Here is a 20,748-nt window from a genome sequence, read left to right as displayed (position 1 = left end):
ATCACGCCTCCTCCGCCTGGATAATCCCGTCTTCGGCGCGGATTTCGCTGTCGGGCGGAAGGTGGGCGATCGCGAGCGCAATGGCCTGAAAACGGCGTCCTACCGCAACGATGCTCTCCTGAGCTATCTCATGAGAATCATAAAACAGTGAAATGGCGAGCCGTTCCGCTTCGGGGAACAAGCACAGCACCGTCTGGTGGTTGCTGCCGCTGACGATATCCGTCACCCGGAACGTAAACGGCAAGCGCGGATCCTTCTGCGGTTGCGGCATGTTTTCAAACACAAACAGGCTGCCGAACGGCGAAGTGGGCACCCATTGTTCGTCGTAGCGGTTCAGTTCGGAAAAGGCGTACTTCTGCCTCAGCGTCTGGGAATCCGCGATATCGGCCAGCAACGCATAAATGGGCCGGCGGCGAATCGCCTGCAGGCGCAGCACCGGGCTGGCGACACACAGGCCAAACAGCGTCTGCACCTGCTCAATGTCCGCCGGGCGCTCGCTCATGGTCGTGCCGATCGCGATATCGTCACAGGCCAGCGCTTCGGCCAGCGCCAGCATCCAGGCCAGCTGCGTCAGTTGATTGACCGTGATCCCCTGGCGCCGGCAAAACGCGGTGAGGCTTGCCACCTGTTCCGCGGTGAATTCCGCGCCATATTGCCGCATGCGTCGCCCCTGCGGCGCGGCATCCGGCGCAGCGCTCAACGGCAAACGTTGGTTGACCGGCGCTCCGCGCAAATAGTCCGTCCAGAACGCTTGCGCTTCGGGATCGTCGCCGTGCGCGCGCACATAAGCGGCGAACGGCTCAAATCGGTTAATTTCCAGCGCCGGCGCGCCCCCTTCCAGCAAGGTGAGGTAGTCGTTGAACCAGTGTTCGAACAGAACGCCGAGGGACCAACCGTCGAACAAGATATGGTTAAAGGTCTGCACCAAATAGTGCTCATCGGCGTTCAACTTGATCAGGCGCCAGCGGATCAACGGCGGCGCATCCAGCTCAAACGAGGTTTCTCGTTCCCGGGCCAACAGCGCCTCCATCCTTTCTTCCAGCGAGGACGGCGGCGCATCGGTCCAATCCTCGATCGCGATCGGCGCCTGCAGCGTCTCGCAGATGAAGACGTTGGGCCGCCCACGGCGGGTTTGATCGCCAAACCCGGCGCGCAGCATTTCAAAGCGCTGCAGCGCCAGCGACCAGGCCTGGTTCAACACCTCCGGCTGCAGCGGGCCGGCCACCTCATAAACGGCCTGATCGATCTGATACTCGTGGTTAAGCCGGTTGAAATACATCAGTTCCCGCTGCGTGACCGTAGCCTCGAAAACGGCGGCGATGCGATGACGTTGCTGCCAGTGGTCCAACTCGGCGAGGCTGACGTCGGCATGGGGGAAGTCCCCCGGGCTGGCGAGGCGAACGCCCTGGCTCGCCTCGTGGCAACAGTGTTCGACCAGCGCCGACACGCTCGCCCTATAGTGCGAACCGAGCCGGGCCAGCGTCGCCTGCGGCAATAAGCCCGACATCACGATGCTCAGCCGGTCGCCGTGCACGTAGAGCACCAGATCCAGCACATTGTCGCTCGCCGGCAGCGCGCCGTTTTCCAGATCCGCCGTTTGGTCGATCAAGGCCCACAGGGCGTCGTCAGTCTGTTCGTTAAAGACGCCGAGATAGTTGAATGAAATGGCCGGCAAGCGGTGGCGCCGCAGACAGGCTATCGCTTCGTCGTCCGACGCTGAACCGTATTTCAGCGCCGAATAGCCGATGCCGTGATCCGGCATCTTTCTTAATGTGTCCTTGATGGCGCGCAGCGTGTGTTTTGGGCTCTGATGCGCGGTGATGCGCAAAGGCAGTAAGGCGGTGAACCAGCCGACAGTGTCGTCGAGCTGGATCTTATCGTCATTGATATCGCGGCCATGGTGTTCGAGCGTCAGGTAACTGTCCGCACGGCCATGCCAGGCCTGCAGCACCGGCGCCAGCGCCGCCAGCAACACCTCGCGGGTCGAGGTACGGTAGGCCTGATGACAGGTGTCCATCAACAGCGTCGTCAACGCCGCGTCGCACTCTAAGCGGCAAAACGCCGGACTCTGCGCCCCCTCGCTGAGCGTGGCGTAATCGGGTTGCCCGGCGATCATCGCCAACCAGTAAGCGCATTGGTCATGCCGGCTCGCCGCGTAGTGCCTTAACGTCTCGCCCCACTGCCGGTAGCTGGTGCCTTTCGCCGACAGCGATTCCCCCTGATGCAATCGTCGCATGTCTCTGACAATGATGCGCCAGGACACCACGTCGATGATCAGATGATGGAATGCGCAGAACATCAACGCGTAGCCGGGCGCGCTGCTGTCGAAAATGTAGACGAAGCGGCACAGCGGCCCTTCTACCGGATCAAACCCCGATTGCCATTGATGCAGAAGTTCGGCGCGGCTTTGGCGACAAAGCGCCAGGTCATAGTATCCCCATGAAGGGCCGCCGTCGGCCACCGACAGATAGCGCTGCGCGACCAGCGCGCCGGCATCGTCGGCGCTAAACCGCGCGCGCAGCATGTCATGGCGCGACGCCAGCCCGTTCACCAGATCGGCCACGCGCTCGGCGGACATCGGCGGCACCCGCACCAAAAAAGTCTGGTTGAAGAAGGCGCGATGTTGCGGCGGCTGCTCGTTGTACCAGCGCTGAATCGGCAGCAATTCGAATTCGCCCTGCAGCTCGCCCTGTTCATTGAGCGGCGCAATCGCGTCCCGTTGCTGCAAGATGCGCTTGGCCAGCGCCCGCGCATTCCGGGTTTCGAACACCGCACGCGAGTTGCTGTGATAGCCCGACTTGCTTAATTCGCTGGTGAACACGATGCTTTGGATCGAATCGCCGCCCAGACGAAAGAAGTCGTCATCCACCCCAACCCGTTCAACGCCGAGGATCTCCGCCCACAGGGCGCAAATCAACGCCTCCAGCGCATTCTGCGGCGCGGCATATCGCTCGCTTTGCGCGAATTGCGGAGCAGGCAGCGCCGTGCGATCCAGCTTGCCGTTCACCGTCAGCGGTATCTCGTCGAGCGCAACATAGCTGGACGGCACCATGTAATCCGGCAGGATCCGCTCCAGCCGGGCGCGCAAATCGGCAGGATCCAGCGGCTCGCCCCGCGCCATCAGCACATACGCGGCAAGGCGCTTGCTATCGCGATGGACGACATCCACCACGACGCATTTCTCGACGCCCTCCAGCGCATTGATCGTATTTTCTATTTCGCTGAGTTCAATTCTGAAACCGCGGATTTTTACCTGACAATCATTTCTGCCGAGATACTCCAGATTGCCGTCGCGCAACTCTCGCACCCGATCGCCGCTTTTATACAAGCGTCGCCCGTTCAGCGTAATGAAACGCTCTTGCGTCTGCTGCGGCTGGTTGAGATAGCCGCGCGCCAGCGCGTCTCCGCCGATATACAGCTCGCCGGCCAGCCCTGGCGGCAACGGCTGCAGCCAGCGATCCAGCACATGAAGTTCGCGCCCCGGTATGGCTCGCCCAATCGGGATGCTGCTGCGGGTTTCGTCCGCCGCGATGGCGTACATCGTGGTGAACGTGGTGCATTCCGTCGGGCCATAGCCATTGATGACCTGCTGCGGGCGGTTGGCTTGCCGCACCAGGCGCTGCATCAGCGTGGCGGTCAGCGCCTCCCCGCCCACCAGCAGACAGCGCAGCCCGGCGAACAGGTCGGGGTGACTGAGGTAAAGATGATCGAACAGGCTGCGCGTCGCCCACAGAATCGATACCTGCTGCCGACGCAGCAAGGCCTCCAGCTGCGGCACATCGCCGGCGATATCCTCCGTGTCGCGCACGACGACCAATTTGGCGCCGTTGAGCAATGCGCCCCACACCTCGAACGTCGCCGCATCGAACGCCGGGCTCGAGAGGAAGAGCAACACGTCATCGGGCGTGACAGCGATGCCGGATGCGGTCGCCAACCCGCACATCGCGTGTTGCTCGAGCATCACGCCTTTCGGGATCCCCGTCGATCCCGAGGTATAGATCACCGCGCCGAGCCGGTCGGCGCCGGTGATGGCCGGCAGATTCTGCCGCTCGTGTGGCAGGCGGTTCAGATCGCCCAGCGTGAGGACGGACACGGCGTGCGGCATCATCGCCGCCAGCGCCTCGGCGGCCGACTGCAGGCTTTCCCCGGCGATGAGCACCGGCGCGCGCGTTTCTTCGAGAATATGCCGAATGCGCGCCTGAGGATAATTGCAGGAGAGCGGCACATAGGCCGCACCGGTTTTCAGCACCGCCAGCAGCGCCACCACCATTTCCAGGCTTTTCTCGCTGTACAGCGCAATCAGCGTGTCCGCCTGAGGGGCGACCCCGGTCAGCGCTTGGTAGCGGAACGTAATTTCGCGCGCCAGGCTATTCGCCATGCCGTTCAGCTCACGGTAGCTGACATGCAGCCCCTCAAACTCCAGCGCAATCTTATCCGGATAACGCAGCGCGATCGCCTCAAACCGGGCGCTGAGGGTTTCTCTCGGCAACGCGGGGGCCGCGTCGTCATCTGGCGGCATATCGGCGGCGGGATAAAAGCCGAGGTGGCGTAAAGGCGCGTCAGGCGCGCGCATCGCCGCTTGCATCAAGCGCATGAAATGTTCCGCGCAGTCGCGCATGTCATCTTCGTCAAACATGTCCTGACGAAAACGCAGCCGGAACTGCAAGGCATCGCTGTCGGCCCGATCCTCATATTCCAGGGAAAGCGACGCGCTGGCCATATCGTGGTTGGCTTCAAACAACGGCGAAGTGGCGCAATCGGCCAGCGCCAATGCCGCATCGCGCAGGTTGGTTTGGGCAAAGGAAATCGGCATCGCGCGGATACCCAGCGCCTGCACCACCTGTTGCGTGGGCAGTTGGTTAAACCGTTGGCGCGAGTGCGGCGCCGCGGCGGTAATAAACGCCAGCGCGCGTTGATAAACGGCGGCGAAGCCTTCGCCGTCACGCAGCGCGAGGGGCATCACGCTGGTGTTGACATGCCCGCCAAGCGCAAATCTTTGCCCCTTTTTTATCGACACCGGATAGCTGATATAGACCGTTTCCTGATTGCCGCTGCGCGCCATCAAGATGCCCCACAGCACCAGCAACGCCAGAAAGTCATTCATTCGCCGTATTCCCGCGCTCTGCTTCAGCGCTTTCCATTGCGCTTTGGGCACCTGGAAACGCAGCTCGGCCGCCTCATCGTTTCGCACGGCGCCGCTTTTCTCAAAGGGCACGTCTATCGCGCCCAAATTTGCCGCTTCGGCCCGCCAGTGGGCCAGCGCTCCATCGGCGGCCAGTTGTTCCACCTCGCGCTGCAGCTGCCGGTTGATGGCGGCAATCTCGGCCGCCTCGAGGCGGGTCGATAGCCGCTGTTGACCATAGTACTGGCTCACCAATGAGAAAAACTCGTCGGAAGACGCGCCGTCGATCACCAGATGATGGCCCACCAGCGCCAGGGTATAGCGCCCCGGCCCCTCGGCGAAAAGCGCCCAACGATAAAGCGGCCCGCGGTAAATGTCGAAGGGCTGGCGAATCACTTGGGTCAGCAGCGTGCGGTCCGTGTAATGCTGCAAAGGATGGATTGCGTCATTGCGACGCCAATACAGTTCGCCATTCCGTTCATGAATATGGCTGTTCAGCAGGACATGATCTTGCACCAGCGCATTCAGCGCAGCTTGTAATCTGATGGGATCCAGCGCGCCCTCAATACGCTGCAGCACCAATACGTTGTAATTACAGCCCTCTGGATGGCGGTCATATTCATCGATAAAAACTTTTGAATAGGGTGATACAGGAATCTCTTCCATGACAAACACTCCATTTAGAATACACGTGCCCTGCTTAACGGCGATCCATGCGGCATACCCAAACCTCTTTCGGCATCAGCTCGCTTATCTTTTCTGAGTAATAACCGATCAGCATGTTGATGCGCTTTTCTGCAATGACCTCCGCCGCCTGAGCGCAAATCGACTTGTAAAAACCAATAGGGATCATCACTTTGCAACGGCTATGCAGGTGCCGACAAACGCCGATGGCCCAGGAAAAACACTCCCTGGAAGGATTGGAAATATCCAAAAGTTCGGCACACTCACTGGAACAGCCAATCACAGCGTAGAGATTGCCTTTATTAATATAATGAATTTTATGATACAGAGGATGTTTTTCAATATATTCAAATGCGCGATGATCTTTTTCTCGCCCCAGATTATTGATAAAGCTGGCCTGCCGCGCTTGGTCGCCCTCGGTAAAACGAAAGGCCATAAACTTATCAGGCTTTAAGGTTAATTCGACGAAGGGATAAATTTGCGTATTGGTCGTTAAATACTTTCTAAAAATCTTTTCATAAACCCTGATCTTCCTGTCATCGGAAAAGCAGATATCCGCCGCCACATCCGAACGCCTGGCCTGCAGGAAAAAATCTTTCAAGACGGTGGAAGATTTGACCTGACGGTGGATCCCAAGATCGCCAAGCATATTGACATCAAAAGACAACTCATTGATTTTAAAGGGATAAAAGCTGGACACAAACATCCCGAGATAACGTTCTTGATCCTTGTAAAATATGCCCGTTTTTTCCATCGGCGCCCCACAATGCGGATCGAGCAAATGCTTCCAGTGCAGGAAACGCTCCCCGCCCAAATCTCTGCCATAAAGCTCCTGCAATAATTTGAAATGATTATGAGAAACCGCTTCTCTCACAAAGACAGCCATGTTTTATCTCCCTATAAAACCGATTCCATGCCGGGCGGAAATCAATAAAAGATGACCGCTCAGCGCCGCTGATAATACGGCGCCGGACCGTTCGCTTCCTTTCCCTGATTAACAAGAGTCGCTGTGCATTTTTAACCAGCGCAAGAATTCAATATTATTATCGATGTTCAGTTTTCTCATGGCCGAACGTTTATGAATACTCACCGTTTTCGGGCTGATGCCGAGCAACATCGCCGTTTGGTTTTGTGAATAGCCCAGATGGATTAAACGGCACACTTTCCCCTCGCTAAAGGTCAACTGGGTACGACAACGCGGGCAATAGCTTGAAACCAAACTATTTTTCTTGCGATAGCAGAACATGACCTTGTCCACGATCGCCGCCACGCTGTCTTTGCGCGTAATACTTCCGGCTTCCAAATTGCAATGAATTTTAGGGAATGTCTTTTTATGCTCCAATATTGAAAAATAGAGCGGAATAGAAGAAAAGTTGCCCTGCAAAAGCTGGGTATGACAAAAATTTATGGACACCCGCTTGTCCGGCGCCCTGAATATGATGTTGGCACGTTCTTCTCCCGTGATCTTGGCCTTAATGCCATTCGTGAGAAAACCTTCTTGCAAGGCAAGACTCAACCCCAGCTTGAAGAATTGATTTTTATCCACAATAGCGATATTGACGCGCTCCATTAACAAACCTCCCTTTTGACTACGCTTGCTCACTCTCCTTACTGCAATATCATTGCTGTGATTATTTTTTGTTTTAACGTGCTTTTTAATAAAAAAGCGTTATAGGCGAAGCAAAAAAGACCTTGCCTCGCAAAAGTGCATTTTATATATAGGGTTATATAAATCATCTGCCCTGGAGAGCATACAAAAGCAAGACGCGGTAAGCGGCCGCGCTTCGCAAGGGAAATTGTTATCGTAAGATATATTTATAAGGCATCATTGCCATCAGCATCACGGTGCTAAGATTTTTCTCTGATACGTTAATTTTACTCCAAGAGCGCAATATATCCAGATAAATATCGAAAAAACACATAATATAGAACATAACATTGCGTGACATTGATTGTTAAGAGAATCCGTTTATGCATTAGGAATTTACTTATGATAAAGGCAGGATAATGCTTTTTTCGCACGAGGCGGCGGGGTCATCGTAGACCCTATTAAACAGAGTATAACCATATTCATTTTATTGTAAAAAAATTGCATAAAAAAAAGCTACACTTTATGGCAGTAAGTGATTCCCGCCCTTTCATGTAGACGGCAACAAAAAAGAAGAAGGCGAACCCATCGGCCGCCCGCGCAAGAAATGCCTGGTAGGAGTAAAGATTTTTCAGGAGTGATGCGCAGCGCAGAAAGATAACGCGGCATCGTTGACGAGCGGGATGATTTATATTTTTTTTATCCTCATCAATTTTTTAGCCTCCAGGCAGGAAACCAACCCGAGGTGATCTTTTTTTAGCTGCTTGTCGCTCCCAAGAGGAAGAATGACTTTGAACGTTTGCAACTTACCGTGATTATTATAGATATCAAAGACTATCACCGGCGGGCCATAACCCAGGATCATGCAGTCTAAAAACCGCAGAACGGCGCAGCCCAAGCGGCTCCTGGCCTCCCGGATGATTTTATCCGCAAGCTCATCATACCGGAAAGGTCTTTCCGGCGTCGTCAATACCTTCATAAGGTCTCCCTTCTGGTATATATCATTCCGATTTAAAATAATAACCTCATAAAACCGCCGCCGTTCAAGGCGAGTAAGATATAAAAACCCAGGTTTCGGCAATATATAATCTAACGATGCAAAATCAATCTAACAAAAAACACAATAGTATAAAAAAACAGCACGAGTTTTATTGAAAAAATGACCTGATTTGCAATAATGAAATTGCCTGAAGTAAAGGGCTAACTGAAAAAGGAGTTTCAATCATGAAAGAACTATCCGCAGTAGAAATTGAACAAGTTAACGGTGCTGGTTTTTTTGGTGACGTAGGCACACTGATTGGCAGTGCGGTAGGTACAGGTATTGATACCATTTCCGCGATTGCCGGTGTTAACCCGGATGCCAAAACCGTTGTCGGCACCATCGGTAAAGGTATTGGTCTGGCCGTCGATGCGCTGATTTCCAGCGGATTGCAGATCATCTCTAAACTGTAATAACAACTCATAATCATCCCTTCCTATTTTTTAATTCGCTTCATTTTAAGCACCTTCGCGGGTGCTTTTTTTTACATCAAAGAATCAAAAAATAGATAAGGTCAGAAAAACCAATATCCAAAAAAACAGGCTGGGTATCACCATGATAAAAAAACCCATGCGTTTATTGGCGTTTTTGAGCATCCAGTCATAGATCATCGCAACACTCCTTGTGAATACCAGGAGGCATTTCCGCCTCCCGGTATTTTATCCATCGAGTTTTTGATTACAGTTTCGGCACTTTGGAAAAGAAGTCCGCCATTTCGTGCGGGAACCCTTTCGCAATCGCCGGACGAAGATCGTCCATGGAAACATTAAAATCTTTCGGCTGCTCGCTCGTTTGCATTTTTTGGTGTGCGTTCACATTCGATTGCAGACCATTAAAAATGCCCTTCATATTGCCGAACATATCATCGCAAGATTTTGTCACATTACTCATGACCGACTTGGCCGCATCCGGCCCCGACATTTGAATATTGCTGACGCCTTGCATAAACGGTTGACTCAGCGACGATTGGGAATTGGTGCCCAAATTGCCGCCGGCCTTCATGGTTTCTAAAATTTTGGCTGGATCTAACATGTTTATCACCTCTTTACGGTTGTGTTTACATCGCTTTCGGGCACGAGAATCCTCGCAACGCCCGTGACCAAAGTGGGAAATCTTTCATCGTCGAGCGCAATTCCAGTTTGAGCACGCCCACCACCGACGACATCGACATCGTCAGCTCTCGCCTGTCGCTGGCGAGCGGCACGGGATTGCTGGCGTCGAACATCCGGAACAAGGCCCAGGGCCCGTCGAAACTGGCGACCTGGATCTGGCCGGTGCCAGTGCGGAAGGTGAGTCGAACATAGCTGCCGCCTTTCGGGCCCGGCCAATCGATACGGGTAGGCTGGCTGAAGCCATGGCTGTAGTTAATCACCTGCCCATCGATATCCAGGGTCGCCTCCGTAATGGTCGGCGTCAGGGACAACGGCCTGATGAACATGGAGAAGGACAGCTTGTCGCCGGCGGTGAAGAAGGTATCGCGGATCAGGCGGGCATTTTCAAACGCGCCCAGCGTGCTGGCATTGACGATCCCCTCTGAACCCGGTTTGGCATTCCATTTCTGCGCGTTGACGTCCACATAAGGGGCCAGGTTCTCATCGAAGAACTGCTGCATCGCGCCGCTTTGGCCAAACATGCGCGAGAAGTCCTCGATGCCGACCTCCGCTCTGGCGTTGCGCGAGAACGGATAACGCCCGCTGATGCTGCTCTTGCACAAGCCGGAGGCCAGCGACGAAGCGCCTTTGCTCAGGTTCTTTTGGCTCTGCTGAATAGTCTGGCTGTCCCCGACCTGCAACAGATCCATCATCACGCTGCGCACCGGTTCCGGCTGGCGCGCCGCATCCAACTGCAGACGCTTCAGCGTGCCGCCGGCGGGCACCACCTGGCCGCCGCGCAGCGAGGTGGACAAGGTGGTCAACTGGCTGTACAGCGCTTCGAAACTGCGGCTCAGCGGATCGTTGCTGGCGTTGGTGGTCTGCAACAGCTGATAGCCCAGACGCCGCAGCAGCTCGAAGCGATCTTCCACCGCGCGTTCCGGCGTGAGACGAAAACGCGCGCGCTCGCCGGAAATCTCGCCGAGGATGTCGCGCCGCTGCTGCTCGATGCGGTTGCGCTGGCGATCGAACCAGCTTGCCGCATCGCCCTGGTTGGTGCCGGTCATGCTGGTTTCGCGCGCGGCGAAGCGCACCAGATTGGCCAGCGGGGAAGAAGGGTCGGACAGTTGACGCGCCAGGATCGCCGCATCCTCAAGCCCGTTGACCGGCCGGGCGCGCACGTCGCGCATGAAAGCATCCCATTTGTCGGCATACTCGATGAGGTATAGCTTCCTCGCCTCGTCGGCCAGCTTCTGCGCCGAAGCCAGCGAGTTCACCGCGTTTTTCCCTTCCGCGCTGTCGCGCAGCACCCAGGACTCTTCTTCGATCATGTCCTTGGCGGCGTCATCGAGCTGCGCCAGGAAAACGTCGCGATAGCTGGCGCGGGTATAGAACCCCGGCACGGCGGTATCGGTGACCGTCGCCTGGCTCTTGCGGCGCAGCATCAAGGAGACGTTCGGCCCGGCGGCGTCGGCCAACGAAATATCGTTGATCGCCGCCGGCAACGGTTTCTCTTCGATGCGGCGCACCACCCGCACCTGCATCGGAATGTTCATCGCTTTCACCCGCGCCAGGCGCAGCAGATCGCCGTTCATCTTCATGACCGGCGCGTCCGGCAAAGAGAACATCTCCCGCAGATGGTAAGCAAAGATGCCTTTGTTCATGTCGGTGTAGCCCTGCGGCATAAAGGTTTCCCAGCGCGCCATGAACCAGTCGACCAAGGCTTCGGCGGAGCGGTGCGAGGGTTCGCCCATCATCAGGTACACTTTCAGGGTGCCGTAGACGTCCTTGTTGGACGCCGAGACGTCATTCTTGAGTTCGTCCGCGATATAGTTTTCCACCGCCGGCCAGAAGATCTGCAGCAAATGGCGTTGGTAGGTTTTTTGCGCCGCGCTGTTGATCAGCTTGTGCTCGAAATAGGGATTCGGCACCGGCGACACTTCGCCGCCCAATTGCGCGTTCATGTACCCCAGCTGCTCATAGGCGGAAATGACATCGTCGCTGACGCGGTTAGTCACCGGAATTTCGCGCACGATGCGCTTTGTCTCATCGAAGCGCGCCGCAATGTAGGAGATGTAATCGCTCTCCCACAGGTAACGCATCGCCAGCAGGTTAAACGAGACCGCCAACAGAATGAGCACCAGCACATAGCGGCCCAGGGAGCTCATGCGGCTGCCGAGCGGCCTGGCGTGCGAAGACTGCTGCATCACCCCGCGTTCTTGCCGGGCGTAATCCAGCTCCGGGTGATAAATGCGCCCGGTCGGGCGAGCTTCATAGATATCCGCCGCTTCCGCGTTGTAGATCGCCCCCTGCGGCGGCAAGGCGATGGTGCTGCCCAGCCACACCTGCTGCAGATGGCAGGCGTAGCCCACCGGCGTTTGCGGGAAGATCTGCTCTAACAGGGAATACAGCGGGTTGCCCAGCGACCCCAGCGATTCAGTGAAGAACAGCAGCTGTTGGCGGTTTTGGCCGTCCGGCGCATCGTGCAACAGTTCGAGCACGTGATGGCTGACGCGCGCCACCATCTCCCGGTAGAGGGTTTCATACTGCTCGAAGGGGGTTTCTCCCTGTTCGGCGCGGTTCAGGCTGAAGCCCATGCCTTTTTGCAACAGATCGTCGCCCAGCATGGACAGGAAGGTCTCGCCGCCGACCAGTTGATCGAGGTGGCTGATGGTGAGATAGACCGGCAGCTCGCTGCGGAACCACGAGGCCATCTCCAGCAGGCGAACGCGCAGTGCGTCGGCGACCGACTTTCTCTCCGTCAGCGAGGCGTGCAGCAACCAACGCGCATCCAGACACAGCATGATGCCGTCGATGCCCGGATGGCGGCGATGGCGGCGGATCAGTTTGAACAGAGTGTCGCGCGCCCTGGCGCCCTCTTCCCCCAGGCCGTTCAACTGCAGCCATTCGCCGGAGGTGTCGACATACACCGAATTCTCCGCCAGCCACCAGTTGCAATCCTGGGTCGGCCCGACGTCCACCGTCTGCTGCAGGCCATAGTGCTCGGCCAGCAAGAAGCGTTCGCCGCTTTCGCCGATCAGCGAGGTTTTGCCGCTGCCCGGCGGCCCGACGACCAGAAACCACGGCTTTTCGCTGACATAACGGCGCGTCAGGCGGTATTTGAAGCGCTGCCAAGGGGTGCGCTGCTTCGCCGTGCCGACGTACTGCAAGGTGCGCAAGGCGTCGTAAAAGCGCGAGGTCACGCGGTCTCGCTGGGCGGTCTTGCGTTTGGCCGGGGCCGGCGCTCGCGCGTGGCGGAACACCCAGGATAAGAACGTCGCCACGAACGGCCACAGCGCCCAGCACAGGATCAGCGCGATGATGATGCCCCTGACCCAGACCGACAGCAGCGGCCGATAGGTGCCGATGGCGATCAACGGCCCAATCCACCACACCACCGCACACAGCAGCAAGGCAATCACCAATATGAATGATCTACGTATCATATAATTTCCTTATTATCTCTACGCCGGCGGATGTCTTAGTTATCCTCGGGGACCTCGGCGGCTACCCCTGCCTGATTTAACGTTGCAGACGGTGAAGCCATCTCCCTCTCGCCGATTTTCCAAAGGATGTCCACGCGGCGGTTGCGGCGGCGCCCTTCTTCCGTCGCGTTGTCGTCCAGCGGCTCCTGATCGCCCTTGCCGACCGATGTCACGGTGCGGTTGTATTTACTGTTGGCCAAGGATTCGCGCAGCTTGTCGGCGACCGTCTGCGCGCGAGCCTCGGACAGTTTCAGGTTGGAGTTGTTGGAGGTGTTGCGATACGGTTTGTTGTCGGTATGCCCGATGACCTCCAGATCGCCCGGCCACGGCGCCAGCGCTTCCCCCAAACGCTCAATGTTGCGTTTCTTTTTAAACTCTTCCGACAGCTTCGACTGCCCGGTGGCGAACGCGCCGTCGGAGGTGAAGATCAACAGCCAGCCGCGCGGATCGGCGCGCACCTCCAGCCACCCTTCGCTGAGGATTTGCGGCAGCGGCTGCGGCAGCGTCTCCATGATGTTGATTTTGCGCGGCTGCGGCGGCGTCCAGGCCAAAATGGCGTTGCGCAGCGCGCGGGACTGATCGTGCAGATACCAGGCGGCCGAGGCGTACGCCAGCAGCGCGATGGCCAGGCCGTAGCACAGCAGCTTCAGCGGCGTGATGCGGGTCGCCTTGCGCACCACGTTGCTCGGCTCGGCATCGGCCAGCGTCTGCGTCGGGTTCTGGCTGTACAGATAGCCGTCAAGACGGTTGCGCACGTCGGCCAACAGCACCGCGCCGCGTTCCATTACGTGGTATTGCCCTTCGAAGCCCAGCGACAGGATCAGATCGTAAAACGCCAGGATCTCCTTGTTGCGCGGCGAGGCGGCCAGATAGGCCTGCAGGTGCTCGAAGCACTTTTCCCCGCCCCAGGCGTCGCGATAAAACTCCACCAGCAGGCTGAGATTCAGTTCGCCGGATTCGAGCGTGCTCATGCAGCACTCATCCACGTAGGAGCACAGCAGATAGGCCAGCTTGTCCACATCGCTCGGCGCGATGTGATCCGCCAGCAGCGTCTGCTGAAATTGTTGGATCTCGCGCACGATCTGCGCGCGTACCGCGCCCGGATTCAGCTGTTTCTGATCGCGCACCCGCTCCACCTGCAGCAGGACCGGGATAGCGGCGGCGATCAGCGGGTTGTCCCAATGGCCCATCATCACGCCGGGCTTGCTCAGCGCGGCGCGGCCGAACAGCCCGCTCGAGGTCGGCGCCGCCTCGGCCGGGCGCTCGCCCGGCGCGGGCTCGCTGCTTTCCGGCGCAACGCTTTCCGCTTCATAAGGCTTGGGTTCGGGGGGCGTCGCCACCCCGGCGCTTCCCGGCCGCAGCTTGGCGGCCAGCGCCCGCGCGCCGAAGGACAGCGCGGCGATCTCCGCCGTCGTTTTGCCCACCGAGCCGGACGCGGGAAGGCGCGGCGTCGCGTTGTTGCGCGTTACCGCCATCGCCTCGCGTATTTTTCTCTCGAATTCGTTCATCCCACCCTCCCTTGCCTTAATCCCCAGACGTCAAAACGCAGGTCGGGGAAATCACCCACGATGCTGAGCGCCATCGCCGAGCCGGCCATCATTTCCTTATAAATCGGGTCGGCATGATCAACCTCGAAATAGATGCTGTTCGGGTAATACGGTATGTGGCGCGGCGGCGAAGCCATCGGCAGCAAGCGAGCGCCCGGTAATTGCAGATCGATCAGCTGAATGATTTTCTCGACCGGCCCCAGTTTGACCTGCGCGGGGAAATACGAGCGCAGATGCTCGATGGACAAACCGCAGCTGACGGCGAACACCAGTTTTTCCAGGCGCAGCTGCGAGTCGTTCGGGCACAGATAAATGCTGTCGCCGCGATCGATAAACGGCAACGCCACCGCCGGCGCTTCGATCACCAGCGACAGCGCGCGGCGAATCGAGGCGAACAGTTGGAAGTAGCAGTTGTGCGGTTCATCGTGCAGATACACCAAATCAGCCCGATCCCAGAGGCGTTCGCCGCCGGGAATGATGCTGAGCCGCCCCAGCAGGCTCAGCAACGTGTCGAACAGGGTTTCAGGATGCACCTGCGGGCTGGCCAGCAGTTGGCTAATGCGCAAATTGAACTCGCTCAAGGTTTGCAGCAACAGCAGTTCCAGCAGCTCGGAAAGCCCGCCGATCGTCATATGCACGTCCGGGCGGAAAACCGACTCCAGACGCTGGCTGATCAGCCCAAGCAATTCGGTGGTGAAAGCGGGCAGCCAGCCGATGGCGCGGAAATCCAGCATCGGCGGCAAGGCGCGCTCATCCAGCAGCACCCGACGATCGCTGGTGAGCTCGCGCACGAAACCGACCGGCAGCACGCTTTCCGCGCTGCTGACCGCGTCCTCCAGGCTTAGCCGCGTCACCAGGCTGCCCAGTTGCATCGTGCACACGCGCGGGGTCCCTTCCAGGCTGACGCCGTGGTTGCGATCCGGCACCTCGGCGTCCATGGTGCGAAAACGGCTGCTTTTTCGCGCATCCTGGATAAGATCGATCTGGGCGTTGCCGGCGATATCCATCAGCACGGACAGGCACACCACTTTCCCCTGGCAGCCTTCTCCCAGCACCAGCGGCGGCGGCAGCGGAATATCCTCAGGCATGCTGAACGCCGTGCCGTCGGGGAAAACGCCCTTGGCTTTCTTCAGCGCAAACTTGCCCTGTTCCAATAGCCCGTTGTCGATCTCCAGCGTCAGGAACCCCCAGGTGAAGGTTTCGACGCTGCGCAAGCGCGCTTCAATCAAGTGCTCGAAAAAACGTTCCTGCTGCTGGAAATGCTGCGGTTCCATCAACATGCCTTCTACCCAGGCGACGCGTTGTTTAGGTAACATGTCATTCATCCATTTTGTCGTTAGTCACTATGCTGAGTGACGTCATCCCCACCATCACCTTCATTTGCGAATCAGCCTGCGCAGGGGACTTTTGCTCGGCGAGCGGCAGCACGCCGCTGATTTGCTGAAACTCCGCCCCGACGACGACCCATCGCTCTTGCCCCGCCGGCACCTCGAAGCGATAACGCAACGTCTCCCTCGGTTGCAAAATGCTCTGGTGCCGGCTCAGCGCCCCTTCCGACGGCGCCGTCTCGCGGCAAGGGGCGCCGTCGCCAATTCCCTCAGGCATCCACCCCGAGCGATTGGTTTCTATCACGCACACCTTGACCGGCTGCGCCTCCCCGGCGGCATTCGGGTTCACGTTGTCGTTGGCGGTCACCTCGACGTCGATAAACCGCAACCGACGCCCCGCATCCGCAGCCTCATCGTGAGAAAACCAGCTGCATCCGCCGAGCATCCCCACCGCCAACAGTCCCCCTGTCGCAATCCCCCGGAGCGTTTTCACCATGCTGAACTCCTATGCATTAACGAAACATTTGGTCTGGCTCGGCGCGACCTGAGTGCAGACCATGTTGTTGTTGTTCGTCGTGCTGGAATCACCTAGCCGCGTGACCGGCATGCCGCCGGAGAAATACTTACCCGATCCCTGCACCGGCTGCGCCTGGGCCGAATGCGTCCCCGAGGCAGCGCCGATCACTCCGCCCGAATCGGCGGTGGCCACACGAGTGGTGCCGAGGTTTTGTTCATTGCCGCCGGAAATGAAAATGTTAGGCACGTTCGGTATGCCGGTGTTGTTGGGCGAGGTGTTCGGGCCCGGCGCCGGTATCATCGGGTCGCAGCCGGCAAAGCCGATCCCGCCCATGTTGGTATTGGCTGCAGTCATGGTGGTTTACCCCATATGTATCTGGCCACCGTCGATCTTCAGCACCGCCGAAGACTTCAGGGAACCAATTTCACTGTTGATGACGAGGGATTGCCGCGCATCCTGAATGATGTGCTTGGCCAGCACCTCGTCGGTTTCCTCCACCCGCCGGCTCGCGTGCTTGCTGCGCACAAACAGGCGTTGAGAGATTTGGTGCAGCGTTTCGGCGACCCAACGGCTGCTGCGCGTCAGCAGCGTGAAGTGCGGGCTGCGCAGCGTCAGCCGCTTGCCGCCCTGCAGCTCTATCTCCGGCGCCACGATGCGCAAGTTGGCGCAGCGGCTGTCCAACGTCATAACGGCGTTCGCCTGTTGCCGCGACAGGATCTCGGTGATGACCAACTTGTCGCCGTCGGCGATGACGCAAACGCGATCGCCCGCCAGCGGCTGAACCAGGCAGCTGGTGGCGACCGCCAGACAATGGGCGCGCATGCCGTCGACATACAGACCGCCGTTGGCGTCGGCCGCCAGCGTCACCACCTTGCGCCCCCCTTGTTCGGGAAGCGGAGCGCTGCGCACCAACTGCAAAGGCGTCACCCTGGCGTTGGCATAGACCTTCTGATGCTCTCTTCTGGATTTATACATATCTGCTTACTCCTGTTGGCCGTTGATACGACGGTTGCCGCGGCCCCGGTTGTTGATGCGCATACCAGGCGTCGATCGCGCTCAAGAACGGATCGGCGGTAAGCGGCACGTTTTCGGCGCGATGACGCTGCGCGCCATGCAGGCGAGCGCTCTGTTGCTGAGCGGCGGTCAACGGCTGTTCGATCAGGTTCGCTTCCCGCAGTTCGGCCTGCTCAAGATTGGCTAACGCCAGATCGCACGCCCTGAATTCCGCTTGCGGCAAGATGGCGCGCCCCCAGTTGGCGCCGCCCATCGCACATTCGCTGAACCGGGCCTTCTGCCCCTGCGCCAGGATCAGCGTCGCGCGCTCGAAATCGCAGCGCAGCGCCTGCGCTTCAGCGAAGACCGCCGAGGTCAGATCGCTGTCGGCGAACGAACACCCCTCCAGCTCGCTGCGGTGAAAACTGGCGCCCTGCAGCTGTAGCTGAGCCAAAGTGCAGCCCGACAGGCGGCAGGTGAACCAGATGCGCGCCTGCCCCGCGATCGTCTGCCAGCTGCACGTCTCCAGCCGGCAGCTCCCCATGATGTGGCGCTCGAGGGTCGACGCCTGCCACAGGCACTGCGTGAGCTGGCAGGCGTACCAGTTGGCGTCCTGTATCACGTCCTGGTGAAACATCAGGTTGGTCAGGGTGCTGGACTGCACGGCCAGATGCCCCAGGCTGCTGCGTTCAATTTCCGCGCCGTTGACCTCGCACCGGATCAAACCGCAGTCATCCAGCAGACAATCGCCGACGTAACACCCCTGCAGCGTGGTGTCGTTGCACGCCAAATTGCACAGCAGCCCCTGTTGCAGCGTCAGGTTCTCAAACCGGCATTCGTTGAACGACAGGCGCATCAGGCTGCCGCCGACCACGTTGACCTGCTGCAGGGTGCAGCCCTCAAAGCGCACCGCCCGCAAATCACAGCCTTCAAACGTGACGCGTTCGAAATGACAGTCGATGAAAAAGCAGTCGCTCAGCGTCAACCCTTTCAGCTCGCGATCGTGAAACCGGCGTTTCTTGAAGATCCGCGGCATGGGCGGCGTCTGCGCCACCGCCTGGGCGACCTCCAGTTCGATCGCCTCTCGGTCAGGCAGCGCCTGTTGAATCACGCGGCTTTCAGTTTTCATGCACATAGTCCCCATGAATGATTCTGCGCGGCACCCAACACGCGCGCTCCAGCAGACAACCGCTGAACCGCGTGCCGGCGTCCTGCCAGGTCATCGCCAGATGCGCCGCCGCCAGATTGCACTGGTCAAATTCCGCATCGCGCAGATCGGCGTTATAAAACAGGCCTTGCTGAGCGCTGCTGTTTTGCCAACGTGAGTGCGTCAACAGGCTGTCTTTAAACCGCACGCCGGCCAGATCGCAGCTGGCGATCGCGCAGGCCGTCAGATCGGCCTCGTCAAAGTTGCATTCAGTGAAAACGCTGTACAGCAGTTGGCACCTCTCCATGCGCGCCGCTTTCAATCCCACTTTGGTGAAACAGCTATCGCTGAACACGGCGTGGGAAAAGTTCGCCTGCATGCCCGCCGTCAGGCTCTCGACGCGGCAGCGTTCGAAGCGCACGCCGCGCCAGTTGCCGCCAAGGAACGAGTTTTTGGTGAGCGTCATCTCCAGCGCAACCGCCTCTTCGGCGAGGCAGCGGTTAAACACGCACGCGTCCAGCTCGCCTTGCAGAAACTGCGCGCGGATCAGCGTCGCGCCATTAAACATGCCGTTGCCGATCGCCGCGTGTTCAAAGCGGCTCGCGGTGAAATCGCCCCGTTCGAAAACGCAGTTATCCAGCTTCACGTGGTCGGCGCGCAGCCCTTGCCCCTGAGGCTCCGCCAGCGTCACCCGTTCCAAGACCGCCTCTTGCCACACGCTTTCCGCCAGCAACGGCTTTTGCAGCGTGCACGAGATCATGCGGATCTGGCGCAGCGCCGCCTGCGTCAAATTGACCGCATCAAAAACGCAGTTTTCGAAGGTGCAGCCGTCGAGGGAAGCCTGCGAGAAATCGCAGCGCTCAAAGCGGCACTGCAGAAAATGCCGACCCGACAGCGCCTCGCAGCGCAAACCGGTGAAAGTCTTCCCTTCCACGGTCGCGCTATCGGGGAAAAACGCGTCATTGCCGTCTTCAGCGGGAAGATCCGGCAGATCGGGCAACGTCACGGAAGCGGGCTCCGCCGCCGCTTGTTGCTGGTGCAAGGCGATCGCCTCGCGGATGCGTTGATAGAACACGGCGGAATCGCCCAGAGAGGTGGGCGACGGATCGTAACGCAAATCGCTGGGGTGATCCGACACCGCCTGGATGACGTTCAATCCCATCTCCGCCGGCATCAGATCCGGATCGAACAGAAACTCAAAGGGCGAGGCGTCATCGTCGCTGCGCTTGCGGAATACCTGTTGGAAATAGTCGAACGAGCGCGGCGCATCGCAGCGATCCAACGCCAGCATGACGGACTCGATGGACTCGTCCAGCAGATGCGTCAACGGCGCATTGCCGGTGAAGATAAGCAAAGCGATGTCGCTGTCGGGCAGGAACCACAGCGTTTTGCGCTGCAGCTCGATTTCCTCGAGGCTGTCGCTATCGTGACGGCGGATGAACGCCCGTCCGCGCACCGCCGGCAGCTCGCCGCGAATCGCCTCGCTTTGCGCGCCGACGCCCTGCAGCTCGAAGGGCACCCGATCCGGCCACGCCGCTTCCGGCAACCACTGCGCCGGCGGCGCCATCTGGAAATAACGCCGATCGATATTGGCCGGCAGCCCGGGGAATGCCGTCTCGAGATAGGCTTTGCCGGCGATCTGGCCCGCCACCTTATCGATGTGCGCCTTGCGCAGCGCAAACTCGTGCGGCACCGGCGCCGGCGCCGCCAGCGGAGAGCGCTCCTGCGCGGTCCCCTCGGCGGACAGCGTCATCAGCAGCGGCCGCAGCCCGTCATTGCAGCCGCGGCCAAACGGGTTCTCCTTGTTGTCTTTGCCGCCCCAGGCGGAGGTGTGATCCAGCGGCACGCTGAGGAAGGGTTCCACCTCCATCGCGCCGCGCCGTCCCTCGCCCTCGACCCGCCAACGGCGCTTCAGCCCGCCGATGTCGGCGCTGACATTCAGCGTTTTCACCGGCTGACCGATGCCGGCATGGCCGGCGATCAGGTATTCGGCGAACGGCTTCGGCTCGGCAACATCCAATATCGGCAGGCTGAGCGGCACGCGCTTCCACGCCTCCCAGATTTCGGCTTCGTTCACGAAGTGCTCAGGCCGGGACAGGTAGCATCCGGCCACGACGCTGATGCCGAGCCGGCTGTCTGTCCCGATCTGGTAACTTCCTTTAATCGCCACCAATTGCTGTGGCCGTATGATTCTCATTGCCGCGCCT

The 20,748-nt window shown here is 58.9% G+C and carries 14 protein-coding genes; 1 reads left to right on the top strand and 13 read right to left on the bottom strand.

Features of this window, described 5'->3' with window-relative positions:
- Position 1 precedes the first annotated feature (1 nt).
- The 4 genes from ACJ8M3_RS02340 to ACJ8M3_RS02325 form a co-directional block, all read right to left on the bottom strand.
- Complete coding sequence (locus ACJ8M3_RS02340) at positions 2–5,788, bottom strand: non-ribosomal peptide synthetase (RefSeq protein ID WP_089197201.1); 5,787 nt, start codon at positions 5,786–5,788, stop codon at positions 2–4.
- A 34-nt stretch (positions 5,789–5,822) separates the two neighbouring features.
- A complete protein-coding gene (locus ACJ8M3_RS02335; RefSeq protein ID WP_046687385.1) occupies positions 5,823–6,692 on the bottom strand; it encodes a hypothetical protein in 870 nt (289 codons plus the stop codon).
- A 108-nt stretch (positions 6,693–6,800) separates the two neighbouring features.
- Complete coding sequence (locus ACJ8M3_RS02330) at positions 6,801–7,376, bottom strand: helix-turn-helix transcriptional regulator (RefSeq protein WP_004935315.1); 576 nt, start codon at positions 7,374–7,376, stop codon at positions 6,801–6,803.
- A gap of 706 nt (positions 7,377–8,082) precedes the next feature.
- Positions 8,083–8,373, bottom strand: coding sequence for a hypothetical protein (locus ACJ8M3_RS02325; protein ID WP_004935318.1), 291 nt, complete (start codon positions 8,371–8,373; stop codon positions 8,083–8,085).
- A 245-nt stretch (positions 8,374–8,618) separates the two neighbouring features.
- On the opposite strand from ACJ8M3_RS02325, the gene ACJ8M3_RS02320 reads away from it, so the two are divergent.
- Positions 8,619–8,846 carry a hypothetical protein gene (locus ACJ8M3_RS02320; protein ID WP_004935320.1) on the top strand — a complete coding sequence of 76 codons (228 nt, stop codon included), beginning with the start codon at positions 8,619–8,621 and terminating at the stop codon, positions 8,844–8,846.
- Positions 8,847–9,111: 265 nt separating this feature from the next.
- Here the strand turns inward: ACJ8M3_RS02320 and ACJ8M3_RS02315 are convergent, their stop codons facing one another.
- The 9 genes from ACJ8M3_RS02315 to ACJ8M3_RS02275 are packed head-to-tail and all read right to left on the bottom strand — an operon-like array spanning position 9,112 to position 20,738.
- The gene (locus ACJ8M3_RS02315) at positions 9,112–9,465 is read right to left on the bottom strand and encodes a DUF6277 family protein (RefSeq protein WP_033632662.1); all 354 of its coding nucleotides are present in this window, start codon (positions 9,463–9,465) and stop codon (positions 9,112–9,114) included.
- A 25-nt stretch (positions 9,466–9,490) separates the two neighbouring features.
- On the bottom strand, positions 9,491–12,970 hold the full coding sequence (gene tssM, locus ACJ8M3_RS02310) for a type VI secretion system membrane subunit TssM (RefSeq protein WP_046687386.1): 3,480 nt from the start codon (positions 12,968–12,970) through the stop codon (positions 9,491–9,493).
- A 35-nt stretch (positions 12,971–13,005) separates the two neighbouring features.
- A complete protein-coding gene (gene icmH / locus ACJ8M3_RS02305) occupies positions 13,006–14,517 on the bottom strand; it encodes a type IVB secretion system protein IcmH/DotU (protein ID WP_033643654.1) in 1,512 nt (503 codons plus the stop codon).
- Positions 14,514–15,872, bottom strand: coding sequence for a type VI secretion system baseplate subunit TssK (gene tssK, locus ACJ8M3_RS02300; protein ID WP_021505816.1), 1,359 nt, complete (start codon positions 15,870–15,872; stop codon positions 14,514–14,516). Before tssK ends, icmH begins: the two co-directional genes overlap by 4 nt.
- A gap of 1 nt (position 15,873) precedes the next feature.
- Positions 15,874–16,380 (bottom strand): type VI secretion lipoprotein TssJ, encoded by a 507-nt coding sequence (locus ACJ8M3_RS02295; RefSeq protein ID WP_033643655.1) that lies wholly within the window; start codon positions 16,378–16,380, stop codon positions 15,874–15,876.
- 9 nt (positions 16,381–16,389) lie between these two features.
- Entirely contained in the window at positions 16,390–16,755 is a 366-nt protein-coding gene (locus ACJ8M3_RS02290; RefSeq protein ID WP_033643656.1) for a PAAR-like domain-containing protein, read from the bottom strand.
- Between the two features lie 6 nt (positions 16,756–16,761).
- Positions 16,762–17,376 (bottom strand): DUF3540 domain-containing protein, encoded by a 615-nt coding sequence (locus tag ACJ8M3_RS02285; RefSeq protein ID WP_033643657.1) that lies wholly within the window; start codon positions 17,374–17,376, stop codon positions 16,762–16,764.
- Positions 17,369–18,523 (bottom strand): pentapeptide repeat-containing protein, encoded by a 1,155-nt coding sequence (locus ACJ8M3_RS02280; RefSeq protein WP_226772915.1) that lies wholly within the window; start codon positions 18,521–18,523, stop codon positions 17,369–17,371. Before ACJ8M3_RS02280 ends, ACJ8M3_RS02285 begins: the two co-directional genes overlap by 8 nt.
- Positions 18,513–20,738: a DUF2169 family type VI secretion system accessory protein gene (locus ACJ8M3_RS02275; protein WP_206358524.1), complete on the bottom strand. Its 2,226-nt coding sequence runs from the start codon at positions 20,736–20,738 to the stop codon at positions 18,513–18,515. Before ACJ8M3_RS02275 ends, ACJ8M3_RS02280 begins: the two co-directional genes overlap by 11 nt.
- Positions 20,739–20,748: the final 10 nt, after the last annotated feature.

The sequence above is a fragment of the Serratia sp. CY55921 genome (assembly GCF_052167655.1).
In the GTDB taxonomy this organism is placed as follows: Bacteria; Pseudomonadota; Gammaproteobacteria; order Enterobacterales; family Enterobacteriaceae; genus Serratia; species Serratia ureilytica.
Note: the sequence above shows the minus strand (reverse complement) of the source record. Positions and strands in the feature narration are given on the sequence as shown.